The following is a 22,865-nucleotide window of genomic DNA, read 5'->3' as shown; positions in this document are numbered from 1 at the left end:
CCGGTGTTCGCGCCGGGCGCGCCCCGGCGCCGCGCTGCGGGCGCGCAAGCTCGACTCTACCGGCGTCGTAGAGTCGAGCTTGCTCGACTGCCTTTCAGGTGCTCAGAAGCCGTGGCGCTTGCGCAGGCGGCGGGCGATGGCCGCCCGAACGTAGACCCCGTACACCACGCCGAACACGAAGCCGCCGATGTGCGCCCACCAGGCCACCATGCCGAAGCTTGGGCCGATGTGGGCGAACACTACCTGCAGTGCGGCCCAGACGCCGATCAGCAGGTAGGCCGGGGCACGCACGAATTCCAGGAACAGGCCCAGCGGGATGACCACGCCCAGGCGCGCCGCCGGGAACAGCGCCAGGTAGGCACCGATCAGCGCCGACACCGCGCCGCTGGCGCCGATGATGATCTGGTCCGGGCTGCCCATGGTGTAGATCGCCACCAGGTTGGACATCGCGCCGCCGACCAGGAACAGCAGCATCAGCCGCCACGGCCCCAGCACCCGTTCGGCGGGCAGGCCGAAAATCAGCAGGAACACCAGGTTGCCCAGCAGGTGCGACCAGTCCGCGTGCAGGAACAGGGCGGTGAACAACCGCAGCACGCTGCCGTCCTGCAGGGTCGCCCACCAGTCCTGGGGCTGGGTCAGGCCGGTCGACAGGGCGCCCCAGTCCAGCCAGAGGCTGTTGCGGGCGTCGCCCGGACGCGAGATCGACCAGAGGAATGCCAGCCACAATGCCGCAAACAGCACGGGTGTGGCCCAGCGCAGCGTGGCCTTCTTGCGGGAGGGGAGAGACACGAACATGGACGCTAGCCTAGCGTGCCGGGGCTTTCCGCGGGCGAGGCGCCTGTTCAGTTTCCGCAGCGGAAAGACGGCCGTCGCTGTTATTGTTTCATTAACCGCTCTGGGTAATACTCGCATACGGCGTCGTATGTCGGGAGGGGAATCCGGCGCGTTCTGGCGGGCCTTTGCGGGTCCGGTGGGCGCAGGCGCACGCAGAGCACCATCACCGCTTACCGGAGAGAGAACTACGATGCAAACCGCTTCTACCATTGCCCGACTGACCCTGCTGGCCGTCGGCGTTGCCGGTGCGCTGGCCGCCGCCGATGCCAACGCCGCCGCCTTCCAGCTGAAGGAAAACAGCGCCAAGGGCCTGGGCCGTGCCTTCGCCGGCTCCACCTCCGCCGAAGGCGATGCCTCGGTGGTCGCCACCAACCCGGCCTCGATGCGCCTGCTCGACGGCACCCAGTTCCAGGGTGACGTCAGCGCCATCAGCTTCGGTGCCAAGTTCCGCGGCGAAGGCCGGTACGGAAACGGTGCGCCGATTTCCGGCGGCAACGGCGGCGACGCCGGCATGATCGCTCCGGTTCCGGCGGCGTACTTCCACGTCCCGTTCGGCGCGAATGACAACATGCACTTCGGTGCCTCGCTGACCGTGCCGTTCGGCTTCAAGACCGAGTACGACACCGACTGGGTCGGCCGCTACAACGGCGTCAAGACCGACCTGAAGGCGATCGACCTGGGCGTGGCGTTCTCCTATGACGTCAACCCGTACCTGTCGTTCGGTGTCGGCGTGTTCGCCGAGCGCCTGAACGTCGACCTGACCAGCGCCGTCGATGCTGGTACCGCCATCAACGCCAGCGCCCAGCAGCGCGCTTCGGCCGCCGTGCTGGCTGCCGGTGGCACCCCGGCGCAGGCTGCAGCTGCTGCCCGCCAGGCCGCCGTGCAGGCCGCCCAGCTCGGCTTCTCGCCGGGTTCGGCCGATGGCTACCTGCGCATCAAGGGTGACGAAGTGTCCGTGGGTTACACCCTGGGCATGACCGTCAGCCCGGTGGAAGGCACCAACATCGCCTTCAGCTACCGCTCGGAAGTCGAACACAAGATCACCGACGGCAAGGCCGACTTCACCATGACCCCGGCTGCTGCCGCGTTCCTGGCACAGGCTGCCCCGGGCACCTTCATCGACAGCAACGGTCGCGCCACCATCACCCTGCCGGCCAGCGCCACGGTCAGCGTCAGCCACCGGGTGAACGACCAGTGGAAGATCATGGCCGACGTTTCGCGCACGGCGTGGAGCAAGTTCGACCAGGTCACCGTCGACTATGACTCCAACCAGCCGGACAGCGTGCTGCCGTTCAACTACCGCGACACCACCTTCGCTTCGATCGGTACCGAATACCGCGTAAGCGACCAGCTGACCCTGCGTGGCGGCCTGGCATATGACCAGACCCCGACCACCGACGCGCACCGCGACGTGCGCGTGCCGGACACCACCCGCAAGTGGCTGTCGCTGGGCCTGACCTGGGCTCCGTCGGAGAAGACCGAATACAGCGTGGGCTACACCCATCTGTTCACCAAGGACCCGAACATCACCTCGACCTCGGCCACCGGCAACACCGTGACCGGCAAGTACAAGGTGTCGGGCGATGTGCTGGCCGCTTCGATGCAGTACAAGTTCTGATTCGGGCCCTGGCCTGAAGCAGCACGAGGAAGGCCCCGCGCAAGCGGGGCTTTCTTTTTTGGGGCGTGGGAGCCAGGCCATCCACGCATGGCGTGGATCTACTGAGCGGCGGCCATCCACGGTGTGACGGGGTCGGTTTCCTTTCCACAGGAAAGGGCTCCGACCCCAATGCGTAGGCGCCATCCACGTTCGGCGCGCGGATCAACGACAATGGCGCCATGAACCTTGCCGACCCGAACTTCCAGCTGGAGCTGGCTGCCAACATCGCCGTCGCCGGCTCGATCCTGTTGGCCGGCCGCAACAACGTGCACACCTGGTGGCTGGGCATCGTCGGCTGCGCGCTGTTTGCCGCCGTCTTCGAGCGTTCGCACCTGTTTGCGGACATGGTCCTGCAGTTCTTCTTCATCGCCATCAGCGTGCTGGGCTGGTGGCAGTGGCTGCGCGGCGACCATGGCGCGCCCCTGCCGATCACCCCGGTGCGCCCGCGGGCGTGGGCTTGGCTGCTGCCGCTGGCGGTGCTGGCGACCTTTGGTTACGGCTGGATGCTGACCCGGCTGACCCATGCCTATGCGCCGTACATCGATTCGGCGGTGCTGGTGCTGAGCGTGATCGCGCAGATCCTGATGATGCGGCGCAAGCTGGAATCATGGTGGGTGTGGCTGCTGGTCAACACCATCGCGGTGCCGCTGTACTACAGCCGTGGCCTGCATCTGACGTCGATCCTCTACATCGGCTTCTGGATCAACGCGCTGGTAGCGCTGCGCCATTGGCGCACGCTGATGCGTGCCGAGGCAAAGACCGCCGATGCCGCTGCCTGAGCGCGTCAAGCGCGGTCTGGTGGTGGGCAAGTTCTGCCCGCTGCACCGTGGCCACGAACGGCTGATCGAATTCGCCGCCGCGCGCTGCCGGCAACTGCTGGTGATCGGCTGGTCGCAACCGGGATTTGCCGGCTACAGCGCCGCCCGCCGCGAACGCTGGCTGCGTGCGCGCTTCCCGCAGGCGACGGTGGCGGTGCTCGACAATGCGCGCCTGGCGGCGCTGTGCGAACAGCACGGCCTGCCACCGCGCGCGCTGCCGCGCGACAGTGACAGCGAGCAGGCGCAGCGAGATTTCACCGCCTGGCTGTGCCTGCACCTGTTCGGCGGGCCGGTGCAGGCGGTGTTCACCGGCGAGGACTACGGCGATGGCTTTGCCGCAGCGATGGCTGCGCATTTCCATGCACCGGTGCAGCACCAGCGGCTGGAGCGCAGCCTCAATGTCGGCCAGCCCAGCGGCACCCAGCTGCGCGCCGATCCGCATGCGCTTCGCCATGGCCTGTCGCCGCAGGTGTACGCGGACTACGTGCAGCGCGTGGCCTTCATCGGTGGCGAATCCACCGGCAAAACCACGCTGGCGCGCATACTGGCCGAGCGCATGGGCACGACGTGGGTCGCGGAATACGGGCGCACGCTGTGGGAAATGCAGGGCGGTGACCTGCGCGAAACGGACCTGCTGCGCATCGCCGAAGAGCAGCCCCGGCGCGAGGATGCGGCAGCGCTGACGGCGCAGCGCTGGCTTTTCTGCGATACCACGCCACTGGTGACCCTGGGCTACAGCGGCTGGATGTTCGGCAGCGCACCGGACGCGCTGCTGAAGGCCGCATGGCGGCCGTATGACCTGCTGTTCCTGTGTGCGCCTGACATCGCGTTCGACCAGGATGGCACGCGGGTGGGCGAGGCCTTCCGCGCGCAGCAGCATGCCTGGTACCTGCAGGAGCTGCATGCGCGGGGGCTGCCGTTCGTGCTGCTGGAAGGCGATCTGGAAACGCGCATCGCGCACATTCAAAGCGTGCTGAGGAAGCAGGCCGACAATCGGTTCAGTGTCGTCCCGCCTCTGTAGAGCCGAGCCCATGCTCGGCTTGCACGGTGCAGCCGAGCATGGGCTCGGCTCTACAGGAAGCAAAAAGCACAAAAAACCCCGCTTTCGCGGGGTTTTTCGTGCATCCATCACACCCGTGGAAGGGGAGGGGTGTTTCAGTCGCCCAGGGTCAGCAGCGAGGCGTTGCCACCGGCGGCGGTGGTGTTCACCGTCACCGTCTTTTCGGTGGCGAAGCGCAGCAGGTAGTGCGGGCCGCCGGCTTTCGGGCCGGTGCCGGACAGGCCCTGGCCGCCGAACGGCTGCACGCCGACCACCGCACCGATCTGGTTGCGGTTGACGTAGACGTTGCCGACGTGGACGCCGTTGCTGATGCGGTCGACGGTCTCGTCGATGCGCGAATGCACGCCCAGGGTCAGGCCGTAGCCGGTGGCGTTGATCTGGTCGATCACCGCGTCGAGCTGGTTGCCCTTCCAGCGGATGACGTGCAGGACCGGACCGAACACTTCCTTCTGCAGCTGGGCCAGGTCCTTCAGTTCATACGCACGCGGTGCGAAGAAGGTGCCGTTGGCGGCTTCGCTGGACAGTTCGGCAGCGGCGATCAGACGCGCCTCGCGGTCCATGCGCTCGGCGTGGTCCTGCAGGATCTTCAGCGCATCGGCGTCGATCACCGGGCCGACGTCGGTGGACAGCACGCCGGGGTTGCCGACCTTCAGCTCCTTCATCGCACCGGCCAGCATGGTCATCACCTTGTCGGCGATGTCGTCCTGCACGAACAGCACGCGCGCGGCCGAGCAGCGCTGGCCGGCGGAGGTGAAGGCCGAACCGATCGCATCCTTGACCAGCTGTTCCGGCAGCGCAGAGGAATCTGCGATGAAGGCGTTCTGGCCGCCGGTTTCGGCGATCAGCACACCGATGGCGGCATCACGCGCGGCCATCGCGCGGTTGATCGCACGGGCGGTGTCGGTGGAGCCGGTGAAGGCCACGCCGGCCACGCGCGGGTCGGCGGTCAGCGCGGCACCGACCGTGGCACCGTCGCCCGGCAGGAACTGCACCACCTCGGCCGGCACGCCGGCGTCGTGCAGCAGCTTCACGGCGTAGTAGCCGATCAGGTTGGTCTGCTCGGCCGGCTTGGCGATGACGCTGTTGCCGGCGGCCAGTGCAGCGGCCACCTGGCCCAGGAAGATCGCCAGCGGGAAGTTCCACGGGCTGATGCAGACGAACACGCCGCGGCCGTGCAGCTGCAGCTCGTTGGATTCACCGGTCGGGCTGGGCAGCTTCTCGGCGTGGCTGAACTGCTCGCGCGCCTGCTTGGCGTAGTAGCGCAGGAAATCCACGGCTTCGCGCACTTCGGCGATGCTGTCGGGCAGGCTCTTGCCGGCTTCCTTCACGCACAGCGCCATGAACTCCGGCATGCGCGCTTCCAGCTGGTCGGCGGCGTGCTCGAGGATGGCGGCGCGGCTGGCGGCCGGGGTGCGGTTCCAGGCCGGCTGCGCGGCCACGGCATTGGCCAGGGCCTTCTGCACGGTGGCGGCATCGGCGGCCAGCCACTGGCCGATCACTTCGCGGGTGTCGGCCGGGTTGGCCACCGGCAGCGCGGCGCCGGCCGGGTTCGCACCTGGCACCAGCGGGGTGGCCTGCCAAGGCTTCACAGCCGCGTTGATCTGCTCGGCCAGGGCGCGCAGTTCGTTGTCGTTGGCGAGGTTGGCGCCCATGGAGTTCTTCCTGTCGTGGTTCTGGCTGCGCAGCAGGTCAACGGGCAGCGGGATCTTCGGGTGGGGGATCGAGGCGAACGAGGCGACCATCTCGACCGGATCGCGGATCAGGTCGGCGATCGGCACGCGTTCGTCGGTGATGCGGTTGACGAAGCTGGAGTTGGCGCCGTTTTCCAGCAGGCGGCGCACCAGGTACGGCAGCAGGTCTTCATGCGAACCGACCGGCGCATACACGCGGCACGGCAGGCCCAGGCGGTCGGCCGGCACCACTTCGGCGTACAGGTCATCGCCCATGCCGTGCAGCTTCTGGTGCTCGTACACGCCGCCGTTGGCGATGCTGCGCACCGCGGCGATGGTGTGCGCGTTGTGCGTGGCGAACATCGGGTAGATCGCGTCGGCATGGGTGAACAGACGCTTGGCGCAGGCCAGGTAGGACACGTCGGTGTTCTGCTTGCGGGTGAACACCGGGTAGCCCGGATAGCCTTCGATCTGCGCGCGCTTGATCTCGGCATCCCAGTAGGCGCCCTTGACCAGGCGCACCTGCAGGCGGCGACCGGCGCGGCGCGCCATGTCGGCCAGGTGGTCGATCGTGTACGGGGTGCGCTTCTGGTAGGCCTGCACGACCACGCCGAAGCCATCCCAGCCGGCCAGCGAGGCATCGCCGAACACCTGCTCGATGATGTCCAGCGACAGTTCCAGGCGGTCGGACTCTTCGGCGTCGACGGTGCAGCCGATGCCGTAGCTCTTGGCCAGCTGCGCCAGTTCCAGCACGCCCGGCACCAGGTCGGTCAGCACGCGCTCGCGCTTGGCGTGCTCGTAGCGCGGGTACAGCGCCGACAGCTTGATGGAGATGCCCGGTGCATTGTTGACGTCGCCGTCGGGGCGGCCGCCGCGTGCCTTGTGGTCGCCGCCGATGGCGTGGATCGCACGGCGGTAGTCCTCGAGGTAGCGCAGCGCGTCCTTCATGGTCAGCGCGCCTTCGCCCAGCATGTCGAACGAATAGCGGTAGCTGGCGTTGTCGCCCTTGTGCGAACGCGACAGCGCTTCGCTGATGGTGCGGCCCATGACGAACTGGTGGCCCATGATCTTCATGGCCTGGCGCACGGCCAGGCGCACTACCGGCTCACCGACGCGGCCGACCAGGCGCTTGAAGGCGCTGGGGGCATCGGCGCGGGTGGCGTCGTTCATCTGCACCAGCTTGCCGGTAAGCATCAGGCCCCAGGTGGAGGCGTTGACCAGCACCGAGTCGCTGCCGCCCAGGTGCTTTTCCCAGTCGGCATCGGCCAGCTTGTCGCGGATCAGCTTGTCGGCGGTGTCCTGGTCCGGAATGCGCAGCAGCGCCTCGGCCACGCACATCAGCAGCACGCCTTCCTCGCTGCCCAGGTCGTACTGGCGCATGAAGGCTTCGATCGCACCCTGGTCCTTGGCGCGCACGCGCACCCGGCCGACCAGGTCGGCGGCCAGCGCCTGCACCCTGGCCTGCTCCTCGGCGGGCAGGCGGGCCTGCGCCAGCAGCTCGCGCACGTGGCTGGCCTCGTCCTTCAACCAGGCGTCGGTGATGGCCTGGCGGAACGGGTTGGGGGACGCCGGCAGTTGCGGCGACAGCAGCGCGCCCGGACGCGGGGCGTCGTGGGCGGGAGGGGAGGAGGAGGGTGCGTTCATGCCGATCCGGCCAGTGGAAAACTTGGCGATTTTAATCATTTTTGCGCCCTGCGGAAGTGCCCCGCAGGCACCTTTGTAGAGGGCTGATAGCCCCTGACAGTGGTGGATTCAGCGTGTTCAGCAAGCTCGACCATATTTGTGCCGAATTCGTCATTGGCGCCGCCGGGCTCATGCTGTATTGCAACATGGGAAAAAGTGTGAATGCACCCTTGCTACCGGTGAGAGGGCGGGGCTACCATCGAGACGTTTCCCGCGGCAGGAACGCGGTTGCGACATGATCGAGGTGCTTCCAGCTCCGGATGGGTCAGGTACGCAGCTGCGGCTGCGTCCCCCACGGGCGCTCGATGCCCGGCAGTTCGTCCTGTTGTTTGCCGTGTTGTCGGGAGCGATGTGGCTGGTCTCCGCCCTCGGGTGGGTGGCTGGCAACGCATTCGCCCCCCTGTTCGCGCTGCTGTACAGCCTGTTGCTGGCAGCCGCCCTGCGTGCCTTGTGGCGCAGCGGTGAACGGCAGGAGGAGATCCGGGTCGTGCCGGCGTACGTGGAGGTCATCCCCGTACCCGGTGGATCGCCGGTGTTCCGGGCCCACCCCCATTGGGTGCGCCTGCTCACCGACGACGAGAGGGTCCGGCTGGCATCCAGCGGACGGCAGGTGGAGGTGGGGAGTTTCCTCGCGCCGGCCGAACGCCAGACGCTCGCTGAAATGCTTGAAGGCTTGCTCGCCGCCAGCGATGGCGGCAACCGACGACGCTAAGGGTCTAGGCAATGAAGCAAAGCAGCAGGTGGGGCACGAAGTGCGTTGCAGCGGTCGCCAGCCTGGTGGCCGGGGGACTGGTTCCGGCATGGGCGTGGGCGCAGGCGGCCGATCCCAAGCCGTGGCAGCTGAACATGGGCAAGGGGGTCACCCAGACCTCGCGCCTGGCCTGGGAGTCGAACAACCTGTCGTTGATCATCTGCACGGTGATCGGCGTCATCGTGTTCGGGGCGATGGCCTACGCCATCTTCAAGTTCCGCAAATCCAAGGGCGCCGTCGCCGCCACCTTCAGCCACAACACCAAGGCCGAGGTGATCTGGACGGTGATCCCGGTGATCATCCTGATCGTGATGGCGTGGCCGGCCACGGCCAACCTGATCAAGATGTACGACACCCGCGATGCCGAGATGACCGTGAAGGTCACCGGCTACCAGTGGATGTGGAAGTACGAATACCTGGGCGAGAACGTTACCTTCACCAGCCGCCTGGACCGCGAGTCCGACCGCATGCGGCAGAGTGGCAAGGTGCCGACCCGCGAAAGCCACCCGCACTACCTGCTGGACGTGGACAACCGCCTGGTGCTGCCGGTCGATACCAAGGTGCGCTTCGTCATCACGTCTGATGACGTGATCCACGCCTGGTGGGTGCCGGCCCTGGGCTGGAAGCAGGACGCCATCCCCGGCTTCATCAATGAGGCCTGGACCAGCATCGAGCAGCCCGGCGTGTACCGCGGGCAGTGCGCCGAACTGTGCGGCAAGGACCATGGCTTCATGCCGATCGTGGTCGAGGCGGTGTCCAAGGAAGACTTCAGGCAGTGGCTGGCGCAGCGCAAGCCGCCGCCGGCTGCGCCTGCCACGCCTGCGGCACCGGCCGAACCGGCAGCGCCTGCGGGCGAGGCACCGGCAGCGCCGGCCGCACCCGCGGCGGCTGAAGCCGGTACCCCTGCCACCGCGGCCAGCGGCGCGTGATGTAAAGCCCGCGGCCGTTCGCGGCCGTGGCGACAACCGATTCTGAGAGGTGTTTTGCGATGGCGCACTCGGCAGTTGGGCACGACGATCACCACCACCACCAGAGCTTCTTCGAGCGTTGGTTCTTCTCGACCAACCACAAGGACATCGGCACGCTGTACCTGGGTTTCAGCTTCATCATGTTCGTCATCGGCGCCTTCATGAGCGTGCTGATCCGGCTTGAGCTCGCCCAACCCGGCATCCAGTTCATCCGCCCGGAGGTGTTCAACCAGCTCACCACCGTGCATGCGCTGGTGATGATCTTCGGTGGCGTGATGCCGGCCTTCGTCGGCCTGGCCAACTGGATGATCCCGCTGCAGATCGGCGCGCCGGACATGGCGCTGCCGCGCATGAACAACTGGTCGTTCTGGCTGCTGCCGGTGGCCTTCAGCCTGCTGCTGTTGACCTTCCTGCTGCCGGGCGGTGCACCGGCCGGTGGCTGGACGCTGTACCCGCCGCTGTCGCTGCAGGGCGGCTACAACGTCGCCTTCACCGTGTTCGCGATCCACGTGGCCGGCATCAGTTCGATCATGGGCGCGATCAACATCATCGCCACCGTGCTCAACATGCGTGCGCCGGGCATCGACCTGCTGAAGATGCCGATCTTCTGCTGGGCGTGGCTGATCACCGCCTTCCTGCTGATCGCGGTGATGCCGGTGCTGGCCGGTGCGGTGACCATGCTGCTGACCGACAAGTTCTTCGGCACCAGCTTCTTCAATGCCGCCGGTGGCGGTGACCCGGTGATGTTCCAGCACATCTTCTGGTTCTTCGGGCACCCCGAGGTCTACATCATGATCCTGCCCGCCTTCGGCGTGGTCAGCGAGATCATCCCGACCTTCAGCCGCAAGCCGCTGTTCGGCTACCAGGCGATGGTGTACGCCACCGCCGCGATCGCCTTCCTGTCGTTCATCGTCTGGGCCCACCACATGTTCACCGTGGGCATGCCGCTGGGTGGCGAGATCTACTTCATGTTCGCCACGATGCTGATCTCGATCCCGACCGGCGTGAAGGTGTTCAACTGGGTCAGCACCATGTGGCGCGGCTCGCTCACCTTCGAAGCACCGATGCTGTGGTCGGTGGCCTTCGTCATCCTGTTCACCATCGGTGGCTTCTCCGGCCTGATGCTGGCGATTGTGGCCGCCGACTTCCAGTACCACGACACCTACTTCGTGGTCGCCCACTTCCACTACGTGCTGGTGACCGGTGCGGTGTTCGCGCTGATCGCCGCGGTGTACTACTGGTGGCCGAAGTGGACCGGGCGCATGTACAGCGAGAAGTGGGCCAAGGTGCACTTCTGGTGGTCGATCGTGTTCGTCAACCTGCTGTTCTTCCCGCAGCACTTCCTCGGCCTGGCCGGCATGCCGCGGCGTATTCCCGATTACAGCGTGGCCTTTGCCGACTGGAACCTGATCAGCTCCATCGGTGCGTTCGGCATGTTCGCCACGCCCTTCATGATGGCCGCGATCCTGCTGTCCTCGCTGCGCAATGGCGAGAAGGCCGAGGCCCGTTCCTGGGAAGGCGCGCGCGGCCTGGAGTGGACGCTGCCGTCGCCGGCACCGGCGCATACCTTCACCACGCCGCCGACCATCCGCCCGGGCGACCTGGCGCATGACGACATCACGCATTGAGGTGGGGCATGCATAACGAGAGCCCGCTTGCCCCGTGTAGAGCCGAGTCATGCTCGGCTGACGACATGGGTAGAGTCGACCGTTGGTCGACTGAAGAGAAGCAGCCGAGCATGGCTCGGCTCTACAACAGCGCGAGCAACGGCGTCGAGTTGCAGCGCCAGCGCGCCAAGCGGACCGCGATGTGGGTCGGCGCCGTCGCCGTACTGGTCTACGTCGGCTTCATCCTCAGCGGGGTGATCGGCCGATGAGCGGGACGCCGGCCGCCACCCCGTCACGCAGCGCCGGGCTGCCGCGCCTGGTCGGCGTGGCGGTGGCGGTGTTCCTGCTGACGTTCTCGCTGGTGCCGCTGTACCGCATCGCCTGCGAAAAGGTGTTCGGGGTGCGCCTAGAGCGCGGCCCCGGCAGCGAGGCCAGCACCGGCGCCGCCACCGGCAAGCGCACGGTGCGCGTGGAATTCGATGGCGGGGTCAATTCGCGGTTGCCGTGGTCCTTCCATCCCGAGCAGCTGACCATGGACGTGGTGCCCGGTGAGCTTAACGAAGCGCTGTATTTCGCCCGCAACGACAGCGCCAATGCCGTGGTCGGCAGCGCCGTGCCTTCGGTCGCGCCGGCGCGCGCGTCAGGCTTCTTCAGCAAGACCGAATGCTTCTGTTTCACCGCGCAGACGCTGCAGGCCGGCGAGAAGCGCGACATGCCGGTGCGCTTCATCGTCGATCCGGACCTGCCGCCGGAGATCAAGACGATCACCTTGTCCTACACCTTCTACCGCAACGACGCGCTGTCCGACCAGCTGGCACCTGCCGGCACATCGGAAGGCGCGCACGCCGCTCCCTGACCCGGATACCGACATGGCCCAGACACCGACCGACGCCAACGTGTACTTCGTCCCGGCCCAGAGCAAATGGCCGTTCGTGGGGTCCATCGCGATGATGGTGACCATGGTCGGCGTGGCCAGCTGGCTCAACGATGCCAGCTGGGGGCGCTGGACCTTCTACATCGGCATCGCGATGCTGGTGCTGACCCTGTTCTGGTGGTTCAGCGACGTGGTGCGCGAATCGCAGGCCGGCAGCTACAACCGCCAGGTCGACGGCTCGTTCCGCATGGGCATGGTCTGGTTCATCTTTTCCGAAGTGATGTTCTTCGGTGCCTTCTTCGGCGCGCTGTTCTACACCCGCAACCTGGGCCTGTCATGGCTCAGCGGCGAAGGCCGCGGGGTGATGACCAACGAATTGCTGTGGCAGGGCTACTCGGCGGGCTGGCCGACCAACGGACCGGCGGCGATCGGGGGTGCCTTCCAGACCATTCCGGCCTGGGGCCTGCCGCTGATCAACACGCTGATCCTGCTGACCTCCGGCGTGACCCTGACCATCGCCCACCACGCGCTGAAGGCCGGCAACCGCCGCCAGCTGCTGCTCTGGCTGGGCGCCACCGTGCTGCTCGGCCTCGGCTTCCTGACGCTGCAGGCGGAGGAGTACATCCACGCCTACAAGGAACTCAACCTGACCCTGGGGTCGGGCATCTACGGTTCGACGTTCTTCATGCTGACCGGCTTCCACGGCGCGCACGTGCTGCTGGGCACGATCATGCTGATCGTGATGTGGCTGCGTTCGGCCAAGGGACACTTCACCCGCGACAACCACTTCGCGTTCGAAGCCGCCGCGTGGTACTGGCACTTCGTCGACGTGGTGTGGCTGATGCTCTTCATGTTCGTCTACGTGCTTTGACCGGCACCGGCGCCGGTGGCCTCAGCCACCGATACCGTGCGGTTTGATCCAGCCCATGTAGATGCACACGATCACCAGTACGATCAGTGCGACTGACACGCCGATACGCCGGGTCAGCGCGTTGACCGTGCGCTTGGTCTGGCCGCGGTCGACCAGCAGGTAATACAGGCCGGCGCCCAGATTCCAGACGATGACGATCAGAAACGCGATTACCAGCAGGGTCTTCAGCGAATCACTCATGCGCGGCTCGAGGGCAGGGTGGATGTGCCTATCTGACCGCGTTTGCGTGGACTTGTCATGATGCGCCAGCACACACGCGCGATCGGCTGGCTGATGGCGGTGCTGGCGATGGCCGCGTTCACCGCGCTGGGGTTCTGGCAGCTGCAGCGCATGCACGCCAAACAGGCGCTGCTCGATGCGCAGGGGCCGGCGGTGGCGCAGTCGCTGCCGCTGGCGCAGGCGCTGGCGGCACCGGGGGCGTTGCACGGCGTGGCCGACCATGGCCGCTTCCTGCCGGGGGTGGTGCTGCTGGACAACCAGACCCGGCAGGGCCGTGCCGGGGTGAAGATCTATCGACCCTTCCGCAGTGACGGCGGCAGCGTGCTGCTGGTCGACCTGGGCTGGCGCGCGCTGCCGCCGGATCGCACCTTGCCGCAGGTGCCCCCGCCGCCATCGCCGGTGACGGTGCGCGGGTTGCTTGCACCGCCGCCTGCGGCCGGCCTGGCGCTGGGGCCGGCCTTCTCCAGCACCGGCGAGCCCGGACGCTGGTTGGCCAGCCGCCTGCCTGCCGAGGGCGTGGCCCGCGCGCTGGGGTTGGCCGCGCTGCCCGACCGGGTGCTGCGCCTGGACCCGGCCCTGCCGTTCGGCGATGCGCGTGACCTCGACCTGCTGCCGAACACGCTGCCGCCGCAGCGCCACCTGGGCTACGCCGTGCAGTGGTTCGGCCTGGCGCTGACCGTGCTGGTGGTCGCGCTGGTGCTCGAACGGCGCCGGAAGCGCCCCGTTGCCCGCTAGTGCCGGCCGCTGGCTGGCAATCCCCCGGTTTCCTGGATGCCGGCCAGCGGCCGGCACCACCGGCATCCCTTTCCCAACCATGAGAAAATGCCCCGCATGAACACTGCCACCTCCCCGCAGGCGCGCGGTTCCGGCCGCCGGACCCTGGTGCTGCTGTTCGCCGTGTTCTTCGGGGCGATGGCGCTGGCCGCCGTGCTGCGCTTCACCGGCTGGCAGCCCACCGGGCACCGCAATGCCGGGCAGCTGCTGCAGCCGCCGGTGGATCTGCGCCAGCAGGCGCCCACCCTGGCCAACGGCCAGGCCTACCCCTGGAACCCCGAAGCGCGGACCTGGCGGTTGCTGGTGGCCCCCGCCGGCGCCTGCGATGCGCAGTGCGTCACTTTGTCGCAGGGACTGGGCAAGGTGTGGCAGCTGTTCGGCCATAACGCCGATAATGTCGAGATCCTGTGGCTGGGTACGCCACCGGCGTCGATCGCCTCGCTGCCCGCGCTGCGGCCGCTGGCCCCGTCGCCAGCCCTGCGCGCGGCATTGCCGGGCGTCGATGATCCGGCGGGACTGCCGGTCTACGTGATCGATCCGAACGGCTTCGTGATCATGCGCCATGCCCCCGGTTCCGACCTGGGTGGCCTGCGCAAGGACATGGCCACGTTGCTGAAACTGAAGTGAGTCCTGTTTGATGAGCCTTTCCGCGCGTCCGGCGCTGCATCGCAACTTCCACCGCCTGGCGTGGTTCGCCATGATCATGACCGCCAGTACGATCATGTTCGGTGCCTTCGTCCGCCTGTCCGATGCCGGCCTGAGCTGCCCGGACTGGCCAACCTGCTATGGCCAGGCCACCTGGCCGCAGCACGTGGAAGAGACCATTGGCCACCCGGCCGCCGAGATCCGCCCGCTGGAAACCCACAAGGCCTGGCGCGAGCAGGTGCACCGCTTCCTGGCCGGCGCGCTGGGTATCGAGATCCTCACCCTGGCCCTGCTGACCACCCGCAGGCGGCGCTTCGGCAGCACGGCGGTGGTGACCGCCTGCGTACTGGTGGCCGCCGGCATACCGCTGTACATGATGGGCTGGCATGGCACCGCCAGCATCCTGGCCCTGACCGGCGAGGCGATCCTGCTGATCGCCGCGCTGCGCTGGAGCAACATCGACCTGGCACGCGCTGCGCTGCTCACCCTGGCAGTGGTGATCTTCCAGGCCCTGCTGGGCATGTGGACGGTGACCCTGCTGCTGAAACCTATCGTGGTGATGGGTCACCTGCTGGGCGGCATGCTGATGTTCGCCCTGCTGGTGTGGATGGCCTGGCGTGCCACCCACCTGCCGATCACCCTGGCCGAAGCGCCCAAGCTGAAGTGGCTGCTGCGCATCGGCGTGGCGGTGCTGGTCACCCAGATCGCCCTCGGCGGCTGGGTCAGCGCCAACTATGCCGCGCTGGCCTGCGGCGGCGGCAGTGCTTCGCTGGACAACTTCCCGCGCTGCGCCAACCAGTGGTGGCCGCAGCACAACTTCGCCGAGGGCTTCACCCTGTGGCGCGGCATCGGCGTGGATTACGAAGGGGGCGTGCTGGACGGCGCCTCGCGCATCGCCATCCAGATGGCGCACCGCCTGTTCGCGATCGTCGTGGCTGCCTACCTGCTGTGGCTGGGCCTGCGCCTGTTCCGCGTGCCCAGCATGCGTGGCTGGGCCAGCGCGCTGGTGGCGCTGCTGGTGCTGCAGGTCACCCTGGGCATCCTCAACGTGAAGCTGGCCCTGCCGCTGGAAGTGGCCGTGGCCCACAACGGCGTGGCCGTTGCTTTGTTGTTCGTACTGGTCAGCCTGCTGGCCCGCCTGCGTGCCCCGGACTGATTCCATGTTTTCCAGATATCGCCAGTACTGGGACCTGACCAAACCCAAGGTCGTGGCCCTGATCGTTTTCACCGCCCTGGTCGGCATGGTCCTGGCCATTCCGGGCGTGCCCAGCTGGGAACAGGTGCGCGCCGGTGCACTCGGCTTCCTCGGCATCTGGCTGGCTGCCTCGGCTGCCGCGGCCATCAACCAGCTGCTGGATGCGCACATCGATGCGCAGATGGCGCGTACCTCGTGGCGCCCGCTGGTGGTGGGCAAGGTCAAGCCGTGGCAGGTGCTGGTGTTTGCCGGCGTGCTGATCGTGCTGTCGATGGCGATCCTGCTGCTGTGGGTGAACTGGATCACCGCGGTGCTGACCTTCGCCTCGCTGATCGGCTATGCGGTGATCTACACCGTGTACCTGAAGCGCGCGACCTCGCAGAACATCGTCATCGGCGGCCTGGCCGGCGCGATGCCGCCGATGCTGGGCTGGGCGGCGATCACCGGCATGCAGGGTTCGTCGGACTGGGCGTATTCGTCGCTGCTGGTGCTGATCATCTTCATCTGGACGCCGCCGCACTTCTGGGCGCTGGCGATCTTCCGCCGCGAGGACTACGCCAAGGCGAAGATCCCGATGCTGCCGGTCACCCACGGCGTGGTGCACACGCGCAAGCAGATTCTGGTGTATTCGGTGGTGCTGGCGCTGGTGTGCGTGGTGCCGTACCTGGTGGGCATGAGCGGCCCGTTCTACCTGGGCGGCGCGATCGTGCTCAATGCCGTGTTCCTCTGGTACGCCTGGCGCATGCTGAACCCGCCGGATGAGCTGTTCTCGATGAAGATGTTCCAGTACTCCATCGTGTACCTGATGGCGCTGTTCGCCTTCCTGCTGGTGGACCACTGGATTTTGCCCTGGATGTGAGGCGGTGGTGCACTCACGCATGGCGTGGATCCACTGGAACGCTGAGTCGGGCGTGGTCCTGTAGAGCCGAGCCCATGCTCGGCTGAGGGTTGGTTGGAAGCGCAGCCGAGCGTGGGCTCGGCGCTACACTTGATCTCTTCCAGCGGCGTCGCCATTGCTGTTCCTGCCCCCAGGGAAAGGAAGCCGCAGGGATGCATTCGATCTTCCGTTGGACCACCGCGCTGATCCTGGCGCTGGGCATGGCCGTGACCGCGCATGCCGATGACACTGCCGCGGAGATCCGCCAGCACGCCGCTGACCACCGCATGCTGGTGCTGGGCAAATTCCACGGCACACGCGAGACGCCGCTGCTGGCACTGGAACTGCCACGCGGCGAAAACCCCACGCTGCGCGATTACCTGGCTTCCGATGGCGGGGCGGCGGCCCGCCAGCGCCTGCGCGGCCGTGCGTTCTGGAACGTGCGCGATGACCAGCACGATGGCCGTCGCAGCCGCGACATGCTGGCGATGATCGAAGACCTGCGCGCGCTGAAGGCACAGGGACGTGCCATCGACGTGGTCGGCTATGACGTCGACAAAAGCGATGGCGGCAATCAGGCACGCGACGACCGCATGGCGGCCGAGTTGCGGCGGCTGTACCAACGCCTGCCGGCTGGCGCGCGCATGCTGGTGCTGACCGGCAATGTGCACGCCATGCTGCAGCGGCCGGCCGATGCGCCGCCGGAGATGCAGACTCAGCCGATGGCATCACTGCTTCGCGACCTGGATATCTACAGCGTGCGGCTGGACGCGCAGCGCGGCGGTTTATGGGCCTGCCTGGATCGCTGCAAGGCGTTGCCGATACGCGAGCAGTCGGCGCGGGCGCCTGAGGTCGATACCGATGCCAGGCGCCAGTACGACCTGCGGCTGTGGATGCCGGCGCTGAGTGTCGGCACGCTGGTGGAGCAGTAGCGTCGGGTAGCTTATCCACGCCATGCGTGGCCACCCAGTACGCTGGAAGGCAGTCTGCCGGGACCGGCGGAGCTGATCGGCAGGGAGCCCAGTGGCAGGCTGGATAGAGGAACCTCTTCGGGCCTGAGCCGCTTCTACCGGCTGGAGGGTGTCGGCATTGTGGAGTTCAGCGAGAACAATTCCATCGCTGCAGGCACGCAGATCGAGGCGATCGCGGAGGCGACACCAGGGTGAACGGCACTCCCGCACAGATGGGCAAGACCGTGGACAGCGGCGGTCGCACCCGCGTCGAACTTGCCTGGACGGGCGGCAGCAAGACCTGCAGCCTGACTGCCATCGGCGAGTCGGGGAGTGACGTGGAGCGCAATGCCCGGGTGCTGCACGATATCGCAGCGGCGATCGTGGATCAGCGGCGGCAATCAGCCGAGCATGGGCTCGGCTCTACAGTAGATCCACGCCACGCGTGGATGGGCTCCGCACAAAAAACCGGGCGCCCAATCAGGGCGCGCGCTTCGCATACCGCTGCGCGATCACGCCGCAGACGATCAGCTGGATCTGGTGGTAGATCATCACCGGCAGCACGATGGCGCCCAGGCTGCCACCGGCGAACAGCACCTTGGCGATCGGCACGCCGGTGGCCAGGCTCTTCTTCGAGCCGCAGAACACGATGGCGATCTCGTCCTCGCGGTTGAAGTGCAGGCGGCGGGCCAGGAAGGTGATGAGCGGCATCGCGATGCCCAGCAGCACGGCGGCCACCACGGCCACGGCGAACAGGGACAGCAGCGGCGTCTTGCTCCACAGCCCTTCGGTCACCGCTTCGCCAAACGCCGAATACACCACCAGCAGGATGGTGGCCTGGTCGGTGTAGCGCAGCAGCGCGCGCTGCTTTTCCACCCAGCCGGCAATCCACGGCCGCAGCAGGTGGCCGGCCACGAACGGCACCAGCAGCTGCAGCATGATGCCGCCGATGGCATGCAGCGGATCGTGCACGCCACCGGAGGTACCGGCCAGCGCGGTCAGCAGCAGGGGCGTGAGGAACACGCCGAGGATGCTCGACAGCGAAGCGCTGCATACCGCCGCCGGCACGTTGCCGCGCGCCATCGACGTGAACGCGATGGACGACTGCACGGTGGAGGGCAGGGTGCACAGGAACAGCACGCCCAGGTACAGCTCCGGCGTCAGCAGCCAGCCCGACAGCGGCTTGAACAGCAGGCCCAGCAGCGGGAACAGGATGAAGGTGCAGGCGAGGATGGTCAGGTGCAGCCGCCAGTGCAGCATGCCGCCGATGATCGATTCGCGCGGCAGGCGCGCGCCATGCAGGAAGAACAGCGCGGCGATGGCCACGGTGGTGACGTCGTCCAGCACGATGGCGGCGGCGCCCTTCATCGGCAGCAGCGAGGCCAGGCCGACGGTGCACAGCAGGGCGAGAGTGAAGTTGTCCGGTCGCAGGCGCGACCACCAGCGGGTCATGGTGGGCAGGCTCCTCGTTACAGGGGGTCAGGGATGGGCGGTGGGTGCGGCCAGGCGTTGCCGCGTGGCCGCTTCCAGTGAGGTCAGGCCAGCGCGCCGGCCCAGCTGCAGGGCCTGCTCGGGGCTGGCCTGTTCGTAGCGGGCGTTGACCAGGCCGAGCACGGCGCCGGCGCGGTTGCCCGAGGCGCAGTGCAGCAGCACCGGGCCCTGACTCTGCTGCAGCGCCTGGTGCACGGCGCGCACGTTGGCCGCATCCAGGCCCTCGGCGCCGGCCACTGGAATGCGCACGTAGCGCAGGCCCAAGGCCTCGGCCTGGGCAGTCTCGTCGAAACCACGGTCTTCGCCGGACTGGCGCAGGTCGATGACGGTGCGCACGCCCTGCGCGGCCAGCGCCTGCAGCTGTGCGGCACTGGGCTGGCCGCCGGCATGCAGGCCGGGGCGGACTTCCTTGAGCGGTGTGTTCCCGGCCCAGGCGGACAGGGTCGTGCAGAGTGACAGCAACAGCAGGCAGGTCAGGCGCAGCAGCATGGTCTCTCCGTGGTCGGGCTGCCGCTACAGGCGCAGGGTGGCGCGGGCCTTCAGCAGTTCGCGCAGTTCGTACTTGTCAGTATCGTCCAGGCCCTGCTGGCGCTGCTTTGCCAACAGCTCGTCCAGACGTTGCACCAGCAGTTGTTTCTCCAGCTGGGCCACGGCGTCGTGCAGTTCCTGGGTCCACATCGCTTCGTCGCCGGGCATGGTCTGCGCGGCCAGCGTGTGCAGCGAGGCCTGCTCTTCGCGGCCGTCGAAATGTTCCAGCAGGGCGCCGGTGCTGATGTCCGGGCGCTGTTCGACCAGCCCCAGCAATTCCAGCAGCAGTTCCACGCCGGGCAGGCGCAGGCCCTGGAAGTGGTGCTTGCCGCCCAGGCTCATCGCCAGCGAGGGCTGCTGCAGCAGCACGGCGATGGCACCACGCACCAGGCTGCGCTTGGCGATGGGCTGGATCTGCCGCGCCGGCGCGCGCTGCGGCATGGGGCCGCGCGCGGCTGCGGCGTTGCCACCCGCGAGGCCGGTCAGCTGCGCCAGCTGCTGCTTCATCAGGTCGCCGAAGGCGCCATCGGGAATCTGCGCCAGCATCGGCTTGGCCCGCTCGGCCAGGCGCGCCTTGCCGTCCAGGGTACCGAGGTTGATCTCGCGGGTCAGTTCATCGAAGAAGAACTGCGACAGCGGCGTGGCCTGCTTCAGGCGGTCGTTGAAGATCTCGGCGCCCTCCTTGCGCACGATGGTGTCCGGATCCTCGCCATCGGGCAGGAACAGGAAGAACGCCTGGCGACCGTCCTTCATGCGCGGCAGCACCGATTCCAGCGCCTTCCAGCCGGCACGGCGGCCGGCGGCGTCGCCGTCGAAGCAGAAGAACACGTCCGGCGCATTGCGGAACAGCAGCTCGGCATGGTCCGGCGTGGTGGCCGTGCCCAGCGTGGCCACCGCCTGGGTGACCCCGAACTGGAACAGCGAGACCACGTCCATGTAGCCCTCGACGACGATCAACCGCTCGATCTTCTGGTTGGCCTGGCGCACCTGCCACAGGCCGTACAGCTCGCGGCCCTTGTGGAACAGCGCGGTTTCCGGCGAGTTGAGGTACTTGGGGCCGTCGTCCTTCTCGAACACGCGACCACCGAAGGCGATGACGCGGCCACGGCGGTCGAAGATCGGGAACATCACCCGGTCGCGGAACTTGTCGTAGACGTGGCCGCGGTCGTTCTTGGAAAACAGCCCGGCGCGGTCGAGCAGCTTCATCCGCCGCTCGTCCTTGCCCAGCGCGTCGCGCAGGCCGCTGTAGCCATCCAGTGCATAACCGATCTGGAAGCGCGCGCGGTTTTCCTCGTCCACGCCGCGGCCGTCCAGGTAGGTACGCGCCTTCTCGCTGCCTTCCAGGTTCTTCTGGAAGAACTTCGCCGCCGCATCCAGCGCCGAGTACAGCTCGCGGCTGTCGTCCTGCTGCTGGGCGTTGCGCGGGTTCTCGCTGCGCGGCACTTCCATGCCGGCGCGCTTGGCCAGTTCATCCACCGCATCGAGGAATTCGAGGCGGTCGTAGTTCATCAGGAAGCTGATGGCGGTGCCGTGCGCGCCGCAGCCGAAGCAGTGATAGAACTGCTTGGTGGGCGAGACCGTGAACGAGGCCGAGCGCTCGTCATGGAACGGGCAGCGCGCCGCGTACTCCTTGCCTTGGCGCTTCAGCGGAACGCGGCTGCCCACCACCTCGACGATGTCGGAGCGGGCCAGCAGGTCGTCGATGAATGCGTCGGGGATACGGGCCATGGGCAACAGGGCAGGGGCGCGGCCGGTGGCCACGCAAGGCGGAACGATCAATCCGCCTAGTTTACTCCCTGGCGGTGACCGGACCGGCCTCGGCCGGGTCGATGCCGGCAGCGGCCAGGTGGTTGCGGGCGCGCAGGCGCTCGTCGATCACCGCGGTCATCAGTGCGCCGACGAAGAACACCACGGTGGCGTAGTAGATCCAGACCAGCGAGATGACCAGTGCGCCCATCGAACCGTAGGCACTGCCCGGGGCCACGGTGGCGATGTAGACGCCGATGCCATAGCGGCCCAGCGCGAACAGCGCCGAGGTGATGACGCCGCCGATGAAGGCCTGCCGCCAGGCCACGCGGCGGTCCGGCAGATAGTGGTACATGAAGGCAAAGCCGACCGCGTACAGCAGCAGGCTGGTGAGGTAGCCGATGGCCGGCAGGACCGAAGGCAGTTGAGCGAAGGCCACCTGCAGCATGGTGGTGGCGGTCATCGACAGGATCAGCAGGAAGCCCAGCGCCAGCACCACGCCGAAGGAGAACACGCGCTTGCGCAGCCAGGCCTTGATGCCCTCCAGCCGCTCGCCGCTGGTGCGGAAGATCAGGTTGAGTGCGTTCTGCAGCTGGGCAAACACCGCAGTGGCGCCGACGAACAGCAGCAGGGTGCTCCACAGCCCCGCCAGCGAACCGACATCCGGCTGGTTGTCGGCGTTCTTCAGCACGGTTTCGGCCACGGTGGCCGCGCTGCTGCCGGCGGCGGCGCTGATCTGCTCGACCAGGGCCTGCTGCGCGGGCGGGTACAGCGAAGCGGTCAGCCACAGCAGCAGCACCAGCAGCGGTGCCATCGAGAGCAGGGCGTAGAAGGAGACCGAGGCGGCCTGGGTGAGCACGTCGATGTCGACGAAGCGCTTGCCGACGGCCACGGGGAAGCTGTCCTGCAGGCGCTGGACGTATTTGCGTAGATTCACAGGGACATGGGGCGCGTGTTCGACCATGCCGGTGTTGTAGCAGCCGGGAGTCGAAGGCGTGGTGAAGCAGGCAGACACAGGTAGCGCCGGGCCATGCCCGGCGACCCTCGGAAACGCCGGGCATGGCCCGGCGCTACCGGAAGAAACGCAGGCTTACGACAGCTGCTGCTTGACCAGCTTGGACACCAGGCCCATGTCGGCCTGGCCGGCCAGCTTGGGCTTCAGTGCGCCCATCAGCTTGCCCATGTCGGCCGCACCGGTGGCACCGGTTTCGGCAATGGCGGCCTGGATGGCGGCCACGATCTCGGCTTCGCCCATCTTGGCCGGCAGGTAGGCTTCGATCACTACGATCTCGGCGCGCTCGATCTCGGCCAGGTCTTCGCGGTTTGCCGCTTCGTACTGGCTGACCGAGTCCTTGCGCTGCTTGACCATCTTGTCCAGCACGGCGATGACGGCGGTGTCATCCAGCTCGACACGTTCGTCCACTTCCTTCTGCTTGATGGCGGCATTGATCAGGCGGATCACGCCCAGCTTGTGCTTCTCGCCCGCCTTCATGGCGGCCTTCATGTCGTCGGTGAGCTGCTGCTTCATGCTCATGAGGAACCTCGTGGTGGTGGTGGGGCAGGGGCGGATGCCCGAGCCCGGAAACG

General features: G+C 67.4%; 22 protein-coding genes. 14 read left to right on the top strand and 8 right to left on the bottom strand.

Annotated elements, in window-relative coordinates:
- Window positions 1-102 precede the first annotated feature (102 nt).
- Complete coding sequence (locus tag FJU31_RS15235) at window positions 103-795, bottom strand: rhomboid family intramembrane serine protease (protein WP_150455493.1); 693 nt, start codon at window positions 793-795, stop codon at window positions 103-105.
- Window positions 796-1,024: 229 nt separating this feature from the next.
- Here FJU31_RS15235 and FJU31_RS15230 point away from each other — a divergent pair, with 229 nt between their 5' ends.
- The 3 genes from FJU31_RS15230 (at window position 1,025) to FJU31_RS15220 (ending at window position 4,330) form a co-directional block, all read left to right on the top strand.
- Window positions 1,025-2,452 carry an outer membrane protein transport protein gene (locus FJU31_RS15230; RefSeq protein WP_150455492.1) on the top strand — a complete coding sequence of 476 codons (1,428 nt, stop codon included), beginning with the start codon at window positions 1,025-1,027 and terminating at the stop codon, window positions 2,450-2,452.
- 218 nt (window positions 2,453-2,670) lie between these two features.
- Window positions 2,671-3,270, top strand: coding sequence for a nicotinamide riboside transporter PnuC (gene pnuC, locus FJU31_RS15225; protein ID WP_150455491.1), 600 nt, complete (start codon window positions 2,671-2,673; stop codon window positions 3,268-3,270).
- The gene (locus FJU31_RS15220; RefSeq protein ID WP_150455490.1) at window positions 3,257-4,330 is read left to right on the top strand and encodes an AAA family ATPase; all 1,074 of its coding nucleotides are present in this window, start codon (window positions 3,257-3,259) and stop codon (window positions 4,328-4,330) included. The genes pnuC and FJU31_RS15220 overlap by 14 nt, the downstream gene beginning before the upstream one ends.
- Window positions 4,331-4,464: 134 nt before the next feature.
- Here FJU31_RS15220 and putA read toward each other — a convergent pair whose 3' ends face one another.
- Window positions 4,465-7,683 (bottom strand): bifunctional proline dehydrogenase/L-glutamate gamma-semialdehyde dehydrogenase PutA, encoded by a 3,219-nt coding sequence (gene putA, locus FJU31_RS15215; protein WP_150455489.1) that lies wholly within the window; start codon window positions 7,681-7,683, stop codon window positions 4,465-4,467.
- Window positions 7,684-7,957: 274 nt separating this feature from the next.
- On the opposite strand from putA, the gene FJU31_RS15210 reads away from it, so the two are divergent.
- From FJU31_RS15210 to FJU31_RS15185, 6 genes are read left to right on the top strand one after another with little or no spacing between them, the layout of a single operon-like run.
- Complete coding sequence (locus FJU31_RS15210; protein WP_108767493.1) at window positions 7,958-8,434, top strand: DUF2244 domain-containing protein; 477 nt, start codon at window positions 7,958-7,960, stop codon at window positions 8,432-8,434.
- 11 nt (window positions 8,435-8,445) lie between these two features.
- Complete coding sequence (gene coxB / locus FJU31_RS15205; RefSeq protein ID WP_150455488.1) at window positions 8,446-9,402, top strand: cytochrome c oxidase subunit II; 957 nt, start codon at window positions 8,446-8,448, stop codon at window positions 9,400-9,402.
- Between the two features lie 59 nt (window positions 9,403-9,461).
- Window positions 9,462-11,069, top strand: a complete 1,608-nt coding sequence (gene ctaD, locus FJU31_RS15200) for a cytochrome c oxidase subunit I (protein ID WP_108767495.1) — start codon at window positions 9,462-9,464, stop codon at window positions 11,067-11,069.
- A gap of 8 nt (window positions 11,070-11,077) precedes the next feature.
- A complete protein-coding gene (locus FJU31_RS19590) occupies window positions 11,078-11,317 on the top strand; it encodes a hypothetical protein (protein ID WP_150455487.1) in 240 nt (79 codons plus the stop codon).
- Window positions 11,314-11,904 (top strand): cytochrome c oxidase assembly protein, encoded by a 591-nt coding sequence (locus tag FJU31_RS15190; protein ID WP_150455486.1) that lies wholly within the window; start codon window positions 11,314-11,316, stop codon window positions 11,902-11,904. The genes FJU31_RS19590 and FJU31_RS15190 overlap by 4 nt, the downstream gene beginning before the upstream one ends.
- A gap of 13 nt (window positions 11,905-11,917) precedes the next feature.
- A complete protein-coding gene (locus FJU31_RS15185) occupies window positions 11,918-12,793 on the top strand; it encodes a cytochrome c oxidase subunit 3 (RefSeq protein WP_150455485.1) in 876 nt (291 codons plus the stop codon).
- A 21-nt stretch (window positions 12,794-12,814) separates the two neighbouring features.
- Here FJU31_RS15185 and FJU31_RS15180 read toward each other — a convergent pair whose 3' ends face one another.
- Window positions 12,815-13,033: a twin transmembrane helix small protein gene (locus FJU31_RS15180; RefSeq protein WP_049468560.1), complete on the bottom strand. Its 219-nt coding sequence runs from the start codon at window positions 13,031-13,033 to the stop codon at window positions 12,815-12,817.
- A 57-nt stretch (window positions 13,034-13,090) separates the two neighbouring features.
- Between FJU31_RS15180 and FJU31_RS15175 the strand changes: the two genes are divergently transcribed.
- From FJU31_RS15175 to FJU31_RS15155, 5 genes are all read left to right on the top strand, one after another.
- The gene (locus FJU31_RS15175; protein WP_150455484.1) at window positions 13,091-13,807 is read left to right on the top strand and encodes an SURF1 family protein; all 717 of its coding nucleotides are present in this window, start codon (window positions 13,091-13,093) and stop codon (window positions 13,805-13,807) included.
- Window positions 13,808-13,903: 96 nt separating this feature from the next.
- Window positions 13,904-14,473, top strand: coding sequence for a hypothetical protein (locus FJU31_RS15170; RefSeq protein ID WP_150455483.1), 570 nt, complete (start codon window positions 13,904-13,906; stop codon window positions 14,471-14,473).
- Window positions 14,474-14,483: 10 nt separating this feature from the next.
- Window positions 14,484-15,647, top strand: a complete 1,164-nt coding sequence (locus FJU31_RS15165; protein ID WP_150455482.1) for a COX15/CtaA family protein — start codon at window positions 14,484-14,486, stop codon at window positions 15,645-15,647.
- Between the two features lie 4 nt (window positions 15,648-15,651).
- Window positions 15,652-16,545, top strand: a complete 894-nt coding sequence (cyoE, locus tag FJU31_RS15160) for a heme o synthase (RefSeq protein ID WP_150455481.1) — start codon at window positions 15,652-15,654, stop codon at window positions 16,543-16,545.
- A gap of 191 nt (window positions 16,546-16,736) precedes the next feature.
- Window positions 16,737-17,495 carry a calcium-binding protein gene (locus FJU31_RS15155; protein ID WP_150455480.1) on the top strand — a complete coding sequence of 253 codons (759 nt, stop codon included), beginning with the start codon at window positions 16,737-16,739 and terminating at the stop codon, window positions 17,493-17,495.
- A 498-nt stretch (window positions 17,496-17,993) separates the two neighbouring features.
- Here the strand turns inward: FJU31_RS15155 and FJU31_RS15150 are convergent, their stop codons facing one another.
- The 5 genes from FJU31_RS15150 to FJU31_RS15130 all read right to left on the bottom strand — a co-directional run bounded on the left by FJU31_RS15150 (window position 17,994) and on the right by FJU31_RS15130 (window position 22,812).
- Window positions 17,994-18,965, bottom strand: coding sequence for a bile acid:sodium symporter family protein (locus FJU31_RS15150; protein ID WP_150455479.1), 972 nt, complete (start codon window positions 18,963-18,965; stop codon window positions 17,994-17,996).
- Window positions 18,966-18,992: 27 nt separating this feature from the next.
- Window positions 18,993-19,493 (bottom strand): protein tyrosine phosphatase family protein, encoded by a 501-nt coding sequence (locus FJU31_RS15145; RefSeq protein ID WP_150455478.1) that lies wholly within the window; start codon window positions 19,491-19,493, stop codon window positions 18,993-18,995.
- Window positions 19,494-19,517: 24 nt separating this feature from the next.
- Complete coding sequence (gene dnaG / locus FJU31_RS15140; RefSeq protein WP_150455477.1) at window positions 19,518-21,260, bottom strand: DNA primase; 1,743 nt, start codon at window positions 21,258-21,260, stop codon at window positions 19,518-19,520.
- A gap of 61 nt (window positions 21,261-21,321) precedes the next feature.
- Window positions 21,322-22,242 carry a YihY/virulence factor BrkB family protein gene (locus FJU31_RS15135; RefSeq protein ID WP_150455499.1) on the bottom strand — a complete coding sequence of 307 codons (921 nt, stop codon included), beginning with the start codon at window positions 22,240-22,242 and terminating at the stop codon, window positions 21,322-21,324.
- Window positions 22,243-22,368: 126 nt separating this feature from the next.
- Complete coding sequence (locus FJU31_RS15130; RefSeq protein WP_116865449.1) at window positions 22,369-22,812, bottom strand: GatB/YqeY domain-containing protein; 444 nt, start codon at window positions 22,810-22,812, stop codon at window positions 22,369-22,371.
- Window positions 22,813-22,865: the final 53 nt, after the last annotated feature.

The sequence above is a fragment of the Stenotrophomonas cyclobalanopsidis genome (assembly GCF_008710035.1).
In the GTDB taxonomy this organism is placed as follows: domain Bacteria; phylum Pseudomonadota; class Gammaproteobacteria; order Xanthomonadales; family Xanthomonadaceae; genus Stenotrophomonas; species Stenotrophomonas cyclobalanopsidis.
Note: the sequence above shows the minus strand (reverse complement) of the source record. Positions and strands in the feature narration are given on the sequence as shown.